This is a genomic window from Rhodococcus sp. NPDC057014 (assembly GCF_042673295.1).
Taxonomy (GTDB): Bacteria; Actinomycetota; Actinomycetes; order Mycobacteriales; family Mycobacteriaceae; genus Rhodococcus_F.
On record NZ_JBHUSF010000285.1, the window covers coordinates 1 to 12,295 of the forward strand.

Below are 12,295 nucleotides of genomic sequence, written 5' to 3' on the forward strand. Positions count from 1 at the left end.
GCGGCGGACCTGGCCCGCGCACGCAGGCAACTGCTCACCGGCGGCTCCGAGACCGGCCCCGGCACAAGGAATCCGGCAGGTCACGGACGTCGTCTCGACGCGGCCGCGCTGCGGCACGCGCTCGTCGACCTCCACGAATTCTGGTTGACCACGAAGGGTGCCGAACTCGGCATCAAGCCGGACAGCGGGTTCGCGCTCGTCGCGGTCGGGGGGCTCGGTCGGCGGGAGATGCTGCCGTACTCGGACCTCGACCTCCTTCTGCTCCACGACGACATGGATCCGGCGGTGGTCTCGCAGGTGGCCGACCAGCTCTGGTATCCGTTGTGGGACGCGCACATCAAGCTCGACCACAGTGTCCGCACCATCCCTCAGGCGCTGCAGGTGGCGGACACGGACATCACCGCGGCGCTGGGAATGCTCGAGGCACGCCACATCGTCGGCGACGTCGAGCTGACCAATCTGCTCATCAGCGGCGTGCGCAGGCAGTGGCGCACCGACATCCGCAACCGCTTCGACGGCCTCATCGAGCAGACGCGGGCCCGCTGGGAACGCAGCGGCGAGATCGCCCACCGCGCGGAGCCCGACCTCAAGAGCGGTCGCGGTGGACTGCGGGACGTGCAGTTGCTCAACGCGCTGTCCATTGCGCAGCTCACCGACGGCATGCCCGGACTCGGTCCGGAGTCGCCCGGCGGCGGTCTGGCGCTCGCGCACCGGCGGCTCCTCGACGTCCGGACCGAACTGCACCGGGTGGCGGGCCGCTCGCGCGACCAGTTGCGGGCGCAGGACGCCGACGAGATCGGTGCCGCGCTCCGGATCGGTGATCGGTTCGACCTCGCACGCATGCTCAGCGACGCCGCGCGCACCATCAGTTACTCCGTCGACGTCGGTGTGCGGACGGCAGGCCATGCACTGCCGCGGCGCGGCCTGGCGCGGTTGCGCCGCCCACCGGTGCGGCGGCCCCTCGACGAGGGAGTCGTCGAACACGCCGGTGAAGTGGTGCTGGCCCGCGACGCCCGGCCCGCGAAGGACCCCGGTCTCGTGCTGCGGGTCGCGTCCGCGTCGGCGACCACGGGCATGCCGATGTCGGCGTCCACTCTGAATCGCCTGGCCGACAACGCTCCCGAGCTGCGGGAACCGTGGCCGAAGGAGGCGCTGAACGACCTGCTGGTGATGCTCGGCTCCGGGAGCCGGGCCGTCGCCGCGATCGAGGCCCTCGACCGCACCGGACTGTGGGGCAGGCTGCTTCCCGAGTGGGGTGCCGTCCGGGACCTGCCGCCGCGGGACGCCGTGCACACGTGGACGGTGGATCGCCACCTCGTCGAGACCGCCGCCTACGCCAGCGGGTTCACCACCCGTGTCGCCCGACCGGATCTACTGATGCTCGGCGCACTGCTCCACGACATCGGGAAGGGCCGCGGCGGCGACCACAGTGTGGTCGGCGCGGAACTGGCCACCCAGATCGGCAAGCGGCTCGGTCTGTGGCCGTCCGACGTGGCGCTGCTGACGGCGATCGTGCGCCACCACCTCCTGCTGCCGCACACCGCGACGCGGCGTGACCTCGACGATCCCGAGACGGTCGAGAGGGTGGTGGAGGCGCTCGGCGGCGACGGCGTGCTGCTGGAACTGCTGCACGCTCTCGCGGAGGCGGATTCACTGGCCACCGGTCCCGGGGTGTGGGGCGACTGGAAGTCCTCGCTCATCGGCGAACTCGTGCGCCGCTGCCGCCTGGTCATGGCGGGGGAGGTGCTACCCGCGCCCGATCCGCTCGATCCGGAGCACGTCGCTCTCGCTGCGGCGGGGGGCGTGCACGTCGCACTGGTCCCCGCCGACAGCCCCCACACGTATGTGGTGACGGTCATCGCCCCCGACCAGCGGGGACTGCTGTCGAAGGCGGCGGGCGTGCTCGCGCTGCATTCCCTGCGGGTCTATTCCGCCTCGCTGGGCGGCGCCGAGGGGTCGGCAGTCAACTCGTTCGTCGTGTCCCCGAGATTCGGGGCGCCGCCGCAGGCGGGACTGCTGCGGCAGGAGCTGATCCGCGCGCTGGCGGGGGAGCTGAATCTGCTGGAGATGCTGACCGCCAAGGAGGAGGAAGCTCGCGAGAGCCAGCGCGTGGCCGCCGTCGAGGAACGGGGCGAGGCCGCGGTTCCGGTGCAGTACGCGCAGGCGCCGCCGCGGGTCATCTGGTTCGACACGCCGTCGCCCGGCGAGGTCATCCTCGAGCTCAGGGCCGAGGACCGGCTGGGGCTGCTGTGCAGGCTGGCCGACGCGTTCGACACGTGCGGAGCCGACGTCCGGTGGGCGCGGGTGACCACCCTGGGATCGTCGGTGATCGACGCGTTCTGCCTCGATGTCGGCGGCGGGGACACCCGGGCGAGCCGGGAACAGGTCGAGAGCGCGATCCTCGGCGTCGTTCCGCTCACGAGGCCGAAGAAACAGGAGGGCAGCGGGGGAGAATGAACGACCGGACGTGAGCGGCTAGGCTGGTGCCCGAGAATATCCACCGCACACTCGCATGACTTCAGGAGCGCACTCGGTGTTCGAATCCCTTTCCGACAGGTTGACCGGAGCCCTCAAGGATCTGCGTGGCAAGGGTCGCCTTTCCGGAGCCGACATCGATGCCACCTGCCGTGAGATCCGGTTGGCCCTGCTCGAGGCAGACGTCGCGCTGCCCGTCGTCCGCTCGTTCATCGCCAAGATCAAGGAACGCGCCAAGGGCGTCGAGGTCTCGGCGGCGCTGAACCCGGCGCAGCAGGTCGTCAAGATCGTCAACGAGGAACTCGTCGGGATCCTCGGTGGCGAGACCCGCCGGCTGGCGTTCGCCAAGACGCCGCCGACGGTCATCATGCTTGCCGGTCTGCAGGGTTCCGGTAAGACCACCCTCGCGGGCAAGCTCGCGAAGTGGCTGCGCGACCAAGGCCACACCCCGCTGCTCGTCGCCTGCGACCTGCAGCGTCCCGGCGCCGTCACCCAGCTGCAGATCGTCGGTGAGCGCGCCGGAGCCACGGTGTTCGCGCCGCACCCCGGCACGTCCATCGGCGGCGGCGACAACGAACTGGGCATCACCGCGGCCGACCCGGTCGAGGTGGCCCGGGCCGGTGTCGAGGAAGCCCGCAACAAGCAGTTCGACGTGGTCATCGTCGACACCGCGGGTCGCCTGGGTATCGACGCCGACCTGATGGCGCAGGCCGCGGGCATCCGCGACGCCGTGAACCCCGACGAGACGATTTTCGTTCTCGACGCGATGATCGGTCAGGACGCGGTCAGCACTGCGGAGGCGTTCCGTGAGGGCGTCGGATTCACCGGCGTCGTGCTCACGAAGCTCGACGGCGACGCCCGCGGTGGTGCCGCGCTCAGCGTCCGCGAGGTCACCGGGCAGCCGATCCTGTTCGCATCCACGGGTGAGAAGCTCGAGGACTTCGACGTCTTCCACCCCGACCGCATGGCCAGCCGCATCCTCGGCATGGGCGACGTTCTCAGCCTCATCGAGCAGGCGGAGCAGGTCTTCGACCAGAAGCAGGCCGAGGCCACCGCGCAGAAGATCGGGTCCGGCCAGCTGACGCTGGAAGACTTCCTCGAGCAGATGATGGCCGTCCGCAAGATGGGCCCCATCGGCAACCTCCTGGGCATGCTCCCCGGTGCGGGGCAGATGAAGGACGCTCTCGCGAACGTCGACGAGAAGCAGCTCGACCGGGTGCAGGCGATCATCCGCGGAATGACGCCCGCCGAGCGTGACGACCCGAAGATCATCAACGCGTCCCGCAGACTGCGCATCGCCAACGGTTCCGGCGTGAAGGTCTCCGACGTCAACCAGCTCGTGGATCGCTTCTTCGAGGCCCGCAAGATGATGGCCGCGATGGCCGGCCGCATGGGCATGCCTGGTGCGCGCAAGCAGCAGCGCAGCAAGAAGGGCAAGAAGGGCAAGAAGGGTGGCAAGGGGCCGACGCCGCCGAAGGTGCGCGGAGGATTCCCCGGAGGCCTGCCCGGAGGGTTCCCGGGTATGCCGCCCGGAGGTCTCCCCGCGGGGATGCCCGACTTGTCGAACATGCCGAAGGGCCTCGACGAGTTGCCGCCCGGACTCGAGGGCATCGACCTGTCCCAGCTGAAGCTGCCGAAGAAGTAGCCGATGGCTGCACTGCACTTCCGCGGGACCGGTCTGCCCGACGAACAGCCGGTCGAGTTCTGGGTCGACGGCGGCGTGATCTCGACGGAGCCGATTTCCGGCGCCGAGACGGTCTGCGAGTCGGGGTGGATCGTTCCCGGTCTCGTCGACGCCCACTGCCACGTCGGCATCAGGTTCGGCGGCGGCGGTGGCGAGAGCGTCGAGGGGTTGATCGCGCAGGCGGAGACCGAGCGTGACTGCGGGGTCCTGCTGATACGCGACGCGGGTTCGCCCGTCGACACCCGGTTCGTCGACGACCGCCCCGACCTGCCGAGGATCGTGCGCGCCGGGCAGCACATCGCCGCCCCCAAGCGGTACATTCGCGGACTGCCGGTCGATCTCGAGGACGAGTCGCAGTTGCCGGACGAGGTGGTGCGCCAGGCCCGGGCCGGCGACGGGTGGGTCAAGCTCGTCGGCGACTGGATCGACCGCTCCGCGGGTGACCTGGCGCCGTTGTGGAGCGACGACATCCTGGTCGAGGCGATTGCGGCGGCGCACCGCGAAGGGGCTCGCGTCACCGCGCACGTGTTCGCGGAGGATGCGCTTCCGGGCCTGATCAACGCCGGAATCGACTGCATCGAGCACGGCACCGGGCTCACCGACGAGACGATCGAGTTGATGGTCTCGCACGGGACCGCGCTCGTCCCCACACTGATCAACATCGCGACGTTCCCGGAGATCGCCGAGTCCGCCTCGCGGTTCCCGGTCTACGCCGCGCACATGCGCGACCTGCACTCGCGGGTGAAGGACACGATCGGTGCCGCGCACGACGCGGGGATCCCGATCTACGCAGGCACCGACGCGGGCGGATCGATCGTCCACGGCCGCATCGCCGACGAGGTCGAGGAACTGAAGGCGGTCGGGCTGACCCCGTCCGAAGCGCTCGGCGCCGCGTGCTGGGACGCGCGCGTGTGGCTCGGGCATCCGGGTGTCGAAGCGGGTGCGCCCGCGGATCTGCTGGTGTTCCGGAACGACCCGCGCGCGAGCAGCGACACCCTCGCCGCACCCGACGTCGTGGTGCTGCGGGGAGTCGTCGTCAAGACCCGGTGACCTGGTTTCCCCCGGACGGGGTTCGTCTGGCAGAATGAACCGCTGTTCGTCGCATCCGGTTACGCACCGCGCGGCGGTCACAGATTAGAGGCAAAACCGGGCGCGCTATTCCTGCGCGTCGCCGAATTGCACGTGACACGTGGGCACATTCGTGTGCGCACTGAAGGAGAAGTACAGCAGTGGCTGTCAAGATCAAGCTCACCCGGCTCGGCAAGATCCGGAACCCGCAGTACCGCATCGTCGTCGCCGACTCCCGCACCCGCCGCAACGGCCGCGCGATCGAGACCATCGGCAAGTACCACCCCAAGGAAGAGCCCTCCCTGATCGAGGTCGATTCCGAGCGTGCGCAGTACTGGCTCGGCGTCGGCGCCCAGCCCACCGAGCCCGTCGAGGCCATCCTCAAGATCACCGGTGACTGGCAGAAGTTCAAGGGCCTGCCGGGCGCCGAGGGCACCCTCCGCGTCAAGGAAGCCAAGCCCACGAAGCTGGAGCTGTTCCAGGCTGCGCTCGCGCAGGCCGAGAACGAGCCCGTCGGTGAGGCCATCACGCCCAAGAAGAAGAAGGCGAAGGCCGAGGACGCCGAGGCTGCTGCCGACGCTCCCGCCGAGGCTGCTGCAGAGTCCGAGGCTGCTGACAAGTGAGTGCCGTCGTCGCCGATGCCGTGGAGCACCTCGTTCGTGGCATCGTCGCCAACCCCGACGACGTTCGTGTCGAGCTGATCACCGGGCGTCGGGGGCGCACTGTCGAGGTGCACGTCAACCCTGACGATCTCGGCAAGGTCATCGGCCGCGGTGGCCGCACCGCGACCGCACTGCGCACGCTGGTCTCCGGCATCGGTGGCCGCGGGATCCGTGTCGACGTCGTCGACACCGATCAGTAGAGGCCGTACAGCAGTGGAGCTCGTGATCGGCCGTGTCGCCAAGTCGCACGGCATCAAGGGCGAGATCGTGGTCGAGGTTCGCACCGACGAACCTGAGGATCGATTCGCCGTGGGTGCCGTGCTGCGGGGACACAAGCCGCGCGAGCAGACCGTGAACACGTACACGGTGGAGGCCGCCCGGGAGCATTCCGGGCGGCTTCTGCTGCGCCTCGAGGGTGTCCCGGATCGCACCGCAGCGGATGCCTTGCGGGGCACGCTGTTCGTCATCGACAGCGCCGAACTCGTGCCCTCCGACGACCCCGACGAGTTCTACGACCACGAACTCGAGGGACTGTCGGTGCGCCTCGCGGACGGCACCGAGGTGGGAACCGTCATCGAGGTATTGCATTCCGCGGCAGGCGAATTGCTGTCGATCCGTCGAGCCGGTGATCAGTCCGGCGAGCTTCTGGTCCCGTTCGTGGCCGCGATCGTCACGTCGGTGTCCGTGGCCGACGGCGTCGCCGTGATCGATCCGCCGGAAGGGTTGCTCGACCCCGATTTCGGTGAATCCGCCGACGGGAAGTGAGTCGGTAGCCGTGCGCCTCGACGTGGTCACCATCTTCCCCGAATACCTCGAACCGCTGCGCGCGGCGTTGCTCGGCAAGGCCATCGACAAGGGTCTCATCTCCGTCGACGTGCACGATCTGCGGGACTGGACGCACGACGTCCACAAGGCGGTCGACGATTCGCCGTACGGCGGCGGGCCGGGGATGGTCATGAAACCCACCGTGTGGGGGCCCGCGCTGGACGACGTCCTCGCCGCCGGTGGCGACGGCACCGACACGTTGCTCGTCGTCCCCACGCCCGCCGGCGTTCCCTTCACCCAGGCCACCGCCGAGCGCTGGGCGGGGGAGAAGCACATCGTCTTCGCCTGCGGGCGTTACGAAGGCATCGATCAGCGGGTATTCGACGACGCCGCACGCCGGGTGCGCGTCGAAGAGGTGAGCATCGGCGACTATGTCCTCATCGGCGGGGAGGCTGCGGTGCTGGTGATGACGGAGGCGTTCGTGCGCCTGATTCCCGGAGTCCTCGGAAATCAGCAGTCGCACCAAGAGGATTCGTTCTCGGACGGCCTCCTCGAAGGTCCCAGCTACACCCGGCCCGCCACGTGGCGCGGGCTCGACGTGCCGCCCGTCCTGCTGTCGGGGGATCACGCGAAGGTGGCGGCGTGGCGACGCGAGCAGTCGCTGCACCGCACCGCCGAACGTCGCCCGGACCTGTTGCCCTGAAACGATGTCCGATGACCGGCGCTACCCCTGGGGCTGCGTCCAGTCGTCGACGACCCCGGTGGGGAACAGGGACTTCACGAACCCGGTCATCGTGTCCCGTGCGTGCCGCGCACTCGAATCCTCGGTGACATCCGTGATCGCGGTGTCCGGATACGACTCCTCGTCGTCCTCGTACCGGATGACCTCGCGCGACGCGACGGCCACGATGTAGCGGTTGTCCTCCCCGATCAGCCCCGTCGACACGTGGATCCACCGATCACCCACACAGCACATCCAGCCCTGCTTCACCCCGACGACGGGCTCGCCCGGCAACCCGTCGGGGATGCCGAACCGCTGGTCGTAGCCGTCGATCCCCTCGGGTGTCGACGCGCGCAGGTAGCCCACGAACTCGCCGATGCGCCCGGGGCCGAGACCGTCGCGGTCGTCGAGGAGCCCGGTGTAGAACGTCACGAGGTCGGCGGCGGTCGTCTCGGTGTTCCACCACAACCCGTCCCAGGGCGGTGTGGTCGCGGTGAGTCCGTACCTCCCGGCGACGTCGACGACCACGTCCGAACCGCCGAGATCGTCCCAGAGCGTGTTGGCTGCGTCGTCGTCCGAGGATTCGAGCATCCGCTTCAGCAGGATCCGGTCGAAGTCGGACAGCGGCCGCTCACCGAGCGCGTCGAGATGATACATCTGGGCGGCGACGAAGAGCTTGGCCAGCGACGCCGTTTCGACCGGTTGGGTGGCGGTGTCCTCCAGGTAGCTGCCGGTGGCGCGGTCCAGGACGGCGATGGACACGTCGGCGCCGCGGTCGGCGGCCGCCGTCGCGACTGCGGCCGAGATGCGGTCGGCGAGGGGTGCGGAGACCGGGACCCGCGCGGAGGGAAACGGCTCGGGGCTCACGGTCACGCCGTCGCCGGCGGGTTCCTCGGCGGGGAGGAGCTCGGGGGTGGCGACCGCCGGTGCGGTCGCCGGGATGTCGACCACGGAGTTCGTCTCGGTCGGGATGGTGCACGCCTGCGTCGCACCCAGCAGGAAGACCATGACCGTCAGGCAGCCGATCAGCCTGGACATGAAATTCTCCCGAGATTTCCGTGACGGCCTCACCGCCGACGTTATTGTCTCAGAGTAGCGGTAGGGTCCATTTCCGTGACTCTCAAGACCGTGAACCAGCGCATTGCCGAGGAGCTCGACGTCCGGGAGGGACAGGTCGCGGCCGCCGTGGACCTCCTCGACGGTGGAGCCACCGTGCCCTTCATCGCCCGGTACCGCAAGGAAGTCACCGGAACGCTCGACGACGCTCAGCTCCGCCAGCTCGAGGAACGCCTGCGCTACCTGCGGGAACTGGACGAGCGCCGGAACGCCGTGCTCGAGTCGATCGACTCGCAGGGCAAGCTCGACGATCAGCTGCGCGGGCAGATCATGACCGCCGACACGAAGGCGCGCCTCGAGGACATCTACCTGCCGTTCAAACCGAAGCGGCGCACCAAGGCGCAGATCGCGCGAGAAGCCGGTCACGAGCCCGTCGCCGACGCGCTGATCACCGACCCCAGGGCCGATCCGGCGACGTACACGGCGGAACAGCTCGAGGGTGCGCGCGCGATCCTCGTCGAACGCTTCGCCGAGGACGCCGACCTGGTGGGCGAGCTCCGTGAACTGATGTGGACCCGCGGTCAGCTGGTGTCCGCGGTCCGCAAGGGCAAGGAGACCGAGGGCGCGAAGTTCGCCGACTACTTCGAATTCTCCGAACCGTTCGGCAAGCTCCCCTCACACCGGATCCTGGCGGTGCTGCGCGGCGAGAAGGAGGAGGTGCTGTCGCTCACCCTGGCCCCGGACACGGAAGAACCCGTCCCGGGCGAGCCCACGGTCTACGAGGGCCGGATCGCCGGACGGTTCGGCATCGCCGACCGCGGCAGGCCCGCGGACCGGTGGCTGCTCGACACCGTGCGGTGGGCGTGGCGCACCAAGATGATCGTCACCCTGGGCATCGACACTCGGATGCGGCTGCGGCAGTCGGCGGAGAAGGACGCCGTCGATGTGTTCGCCACCAACCTGCGCGACCTGCTCCTGGCGGCGCCCGCCGGCACCCGCGCCACGATGGGCCTCGACCCCGGATTCCGCACCGGCACCAAGGTGGCGGTCGTGGACGCCACCGGCAAGGTGGTCGCGCACGAGACGATCTACCCGCACCAGCCGCAGAACAAGTGGGACGCCTCCCTGGCCACCCTCGCCGGTCTCGTCGCCAAGCACGGCGTGGAGCTGATCGCCATCGGGAACGGCACCGCCTCCCGTGAGACGGACGCGCTCGCGAGCGAGCTGATCGCCAAGTCGGGCGCCACCAACCTGACGAAGATCGTCGTGTCCGAGGCCGGCGCGTCGGTGTATTCGGCGTCCGCGTACGCCTCGGCCGAGCTGCCCGACCTCGACGTGTCGATCCGGGGCGCCGTATCCATCGCCCGGCGCCTGCAGGACCCCCTCGCCGAACTCGTGAAGATCGACCCGAAGTCGATCGGCGTCGGCCAGTACCAGCACGACGTGTCGGAGACCCTCCTCGCACGTTCGCTCGGCGCCGTCGTCGAGGACGCGGTGAACGCCGTCGGCGTCGACGTCAACACCGCGTCCGTGCCGTTGCTGTCCCGCGTGTCCGGTATCGCCGGGTCCCTGGCCGAGAGCATCGTCGCGCACCGCGACCAGAACGGCCCGTTCCGCAGCCGCAAGGGTCTCAAGGACGTCGCGAGGCTCGGGCCGAAGGCGTTCGAGCAGTGCGCGGGCTTCCTGCGCATCCCGAACGGCGACGACCCTCTCGACGCGTCCAGCGTGCACCCCGAGGCGTACCCGGTGGTGCGCAAGATCGTCGAATCCAGCGGCACCGGCGTGCGCGAGATCATCGGCAACACGTCCGCGCTGCGCAGTCTGAATCCGGCCGACTTCGTCGACGACCGGTTCGGTCTCCCGACCGTCACGGACATCATCGGTGAGCTCGAGAAACCCGGTCGTGACCCTCGGCCGGAATTCAAGACGGCCACGTTCGCGGCAGGCATCGAGAAGGTGTCGCACCTGAAGCCGGGGATGACCCTCGAAGGCGTCGTCACCAATGTGGCGGCGTTCGGCGCGTTCGTCGACATCGGTGTGCACCAGGACGGTCTCGTCCACGTGTCGGCGATGTCGCACAACTTCGTCAAGGATCCGCGGGACGTCGTGAAGTCGGGCGACGTGGTGACGGTGAAGGTTCTCGAGGTCGACGAGGCGCGTCAGCGCATCGGATTGACGCTGCGCCTCGACGACGAGGTCGGGACGGGCGGCCGCAAGAACGACGGGCCCCGCGGCGGCGGGCAGCGGCAGGACCGGCGCGGCGGCGGGCAGCCGCAGGACCGCCGCGGTGGCGGCAAGCCGCAGCAGCAGGGTGGCCGCGACCGCGGGCGGGACAACCGCCCGGCGCCCGGCGGATCGATGGCCGACGCGCTGCGAAAGGCGGGGTTCGGCAAGTAGGAGGTCACCATCCCGACACGAGCGGCCTCTTTCCCGTGGAGTGACCAGTTCTTTACTGGGATAGTGGATGCCGATGTACGAATGGCTGGATAGGGAAATCGTCGGGCACGGGCGCCTGCCCCTGCTCTTCTTCCTGCTCGGGTTTCTCGCGGCATTCCTGTTCATCCGGTTGAGCGTGCGGATGATCCGCGCCGAGGTCTCGTGGTGGCCGGGCAACGTGAAACCCGGCGGTCATCACGTCCACCACGTGGTGTTCGGCGTGGTCACGATGCTCATGTCCGGTGTCGCCCTCATCGCCGTGTACGAGGACGGCACCCAGACCACGGGCGCCGTCCTCGCCACGTTCTTCGGGATCGGCGCCGCGCTGGTGCTGGACGAGTTCGCGCTGATCTTCTACCTGCAGGACGTGTACTGGGCGGACGAGGGCCGGACGTCCGTCGACGCCGTGTTCGTCGCGATCGCCGTCACCGGTCTGCTGCTCCTCGGTCTCCGTCCGCTCGAACTGATCAACGTCACCGACTTCCGGGATTCCCCGGACCCCTGGGTGCGGGTGGCGATCGCGCTGTCGTCGGTGATCAACCTGCTCATCGCGGCGGTGGTGCTGCTCAAGGGGAAGATCTGGACCGGGCTGCTCGGACTGTTCGTGTTCCCGATCCTGCTGATCGGGGCGCTCCGGCTGAGCAGGCCGAGCGCGCCGTGGGCCCGGTGGCGTTACACGTCCAAGCCGAAGCGGATGCTGCGGGCGCTCGAACGGGAACGCAAGTGGCGGCGGCCGGTCATCCGGGCCAAGATCTTCGTGCAGGACTTCATCGCCGGCACGCCCAGCGCGGTGCACGTGAAGGAAGCCGCGGAACATGCCAAGGTGGCGGCCGAAGTGGAACTCGACCACGTGGTGCATGCGGCGCCACCGCCGATTTCGCTTCACCCGGTGGCGTCTGGCACAATGGACGGGTTGCCTGGACCAGGCAGCAGTACTTGATCTGGGCACGAACCAGACGAGCACCGGTGTTCTCCGAACGTCCGGGTGCCGCTCGGTTCCTCTGCTCCTGCGAAAACGCAAGGATGGAACACCGATGAACACTCTCGATTTCCTGGACAAGAAGTCCCTCCGCGACGACATTCCCGAGTTCCGTCCCGGCGACACCCTCAACGTGCACGTCAAGGTCATCGAAGGCTCCAAGGAGCGCGTGCAGGTCTTCAAGGGCGTCGTGATCCGCCGTCAGGGCGGCGGCGTTCGCGAGACCTTCACCGTCCGCAAGGTCTCCTTCGGTGTCGGCGTCGAGCGCACCTTCCCGGTCCACAGCCCCAACCTGGCGCAGATCGAGGTCGTCACCCGCGGTGACGTCCGTCGCGCCAAGCTGTACTACCTCCGCGATCTGCGTGGCAAGGCCGCCAAGATCAAGGAAAAGCGCTGACCTTTCCGATGAGCCCGCAACCGTGCGATCGATCGGCTGCGCCGCGACGCCG

The 12,295-nt window shown here is 69.0% G+C and carries 11 protein-coding genes; 10 read left to right on the forward strand and 1 reads right to left on the reverse strand.

From position 1 onward, the window contains the following. From ACFTZB_RS35625 to trmD, 7 genes are all read left to right on the forward strand, one after another. A partial coding sequence (locus tag ACFTZB_RS35625; RefSeq protein ID WP_378439065.1) for a [protein-PII] uridylyltransferase occupies positions 1-2,457 on the forward strand: 2,457 nt, incomplete at its 5' end. 76 nt (positions 2,458-2,533) lie between these two features. Beyond that, the gene (gene ffh, locus ACFTZB_RS35630) at positions 2,534-4,120 is read left to right on the forward strand and encodes a signal recognition particle protein (RefSeq protein ID WP_378439067.1); all 1,587 of its coding nucleotides are present in this window, start codon (positions 2,534-2,536) and stop codon (positions 4,118-4,120) included. Positions 4,121-4,123: 3 nt separating this feature from the next. Next, positions 4,124-5,209 (forward strand): amidohydrolase family protein, encoded by a 1,086-nt coding sequence (locus tag ACFTZB_RS35635; RefSeq protein WP_378439070.1) that lies wholly within the window; start codon positions 4,124-4,126, stop codon positions 5,207-5,209. A gap of 179 nt (positions 5,210-5,388) precedes the next feature. Beyond that, the gene (gene rpsP / locus ACFTZB_RS35640) at positions 5,389-5,850 is read left to right on the forward strand and encodes a 30S ribosomal protein S16 (protein WP_015890277.1); all 462 of its coding nucleotides are present in this window, start codon (positions 5,389-5,391) and stop codon (positions 5,848-5,850) included. After that, entirely contained in the window at positions 5,847-6,089 is a 243-nt protein-coding gene (locus ACFTZB_RS35645) for an RNA-binding protein (RefSeq protein ID WP_005240479.1), read from the forward strand. Before rpsP ends, ACFTZB_RS35645 begins: the two co-directional genes overlap by 4 nt. A gap of 13 nt (positions 6,090-6,102) precedes the next feature. Then, positions 6,103-6,654 carry a ribosome maturation factor RimM gene (rimM, locus tag ACFTZB_RS35650; RefSeq protein ID WP_378439072.1) on the forward strand — a complete coding sequence of 184 codons (552 nt, stop codon included), beginning with the start codon at positions 6,103-6,105 and terminating at the stop codon, positions 6,652-6,654. Between the two features lie 10 nt (positions 6,655-6,664). After that, complete coding sequence (gene trmD, locus ACFTZB_RS35655) at positions 6,665-7,357, forward strand: tRNA (guanosine(37)-N1)-methyltransferase TrmD (protein ID WP_378439077.1); 693 nt, start codon at positions 6,665-6,667, stop codon at positions 7,355-7,357. A gap of 21 nt (positions 7,358-7,378) precedes the next feature. Here the strand turns inward: trmD and ACFTZB_RS35660 are convergent, their stop codons facing one another. Further along, positions 7,379-8,413, reverse strand: a complete 1,035-nt coding sequence (locus tag ACFTZB_RS35660) for a serine hydrolase (RefSeq protein ID WP_378439074.1) — start codon at positions 8,411-8,413, stop codon at positions 7,379-7,381. A 75-nt stretch (positions 8,414-8,488) separates the two neighbouring features. On the opposite strand from ACFTZB_RS35660, the gene ACFTZB_RS35665 reads away from it, so the two are divergent. The 3 genes from ACFTZB_RS35665 to rplS all read left to right on the forward strand — a co-directional run bounded on the left by ACFTZB_RS35665 (position 8,489) and on the right by rplS (position 12,243). Continuing rightward, the gene (locus ACFTZB_RS35665) at positions 8,489-10,828 is read left to right on the forward strand and encodes a Tex family protein (protein ID WP_378439075.1); all 2,340 of its coding nucleotides are present in this window, start codon (positions 8,489-8,491) and stop codon (positions 10,826-10,828) included. Between the two features lie 73 nt (positions 10,829-10,901). Continuing rightward, positions 10,902-11,807, forward strand: coding sequence for a hypothetical protein (locus ACFTZB_RS35670; RefSeq protein ID WP_072937973.1), 906 nt, complete (start codon positions 10,902-10,904; stop codon positions 11,805-11,807). 94 nt (positions 11,808-11,901) lie between these two features. Then, positions 11,902-12,243: a 50S ribosomal protein L19 gene (gene rplS, locus ACFTZB_RS35675; protein ID WP_005240490.1), complete on the forward strand. Its 342-nt coding sequence runs from the start codon at positions 11,902-11,904 to the stop codon at positions 12,241-12,243. Positions 12,244-12,295 lie beyond the last annotated feature (52 nt).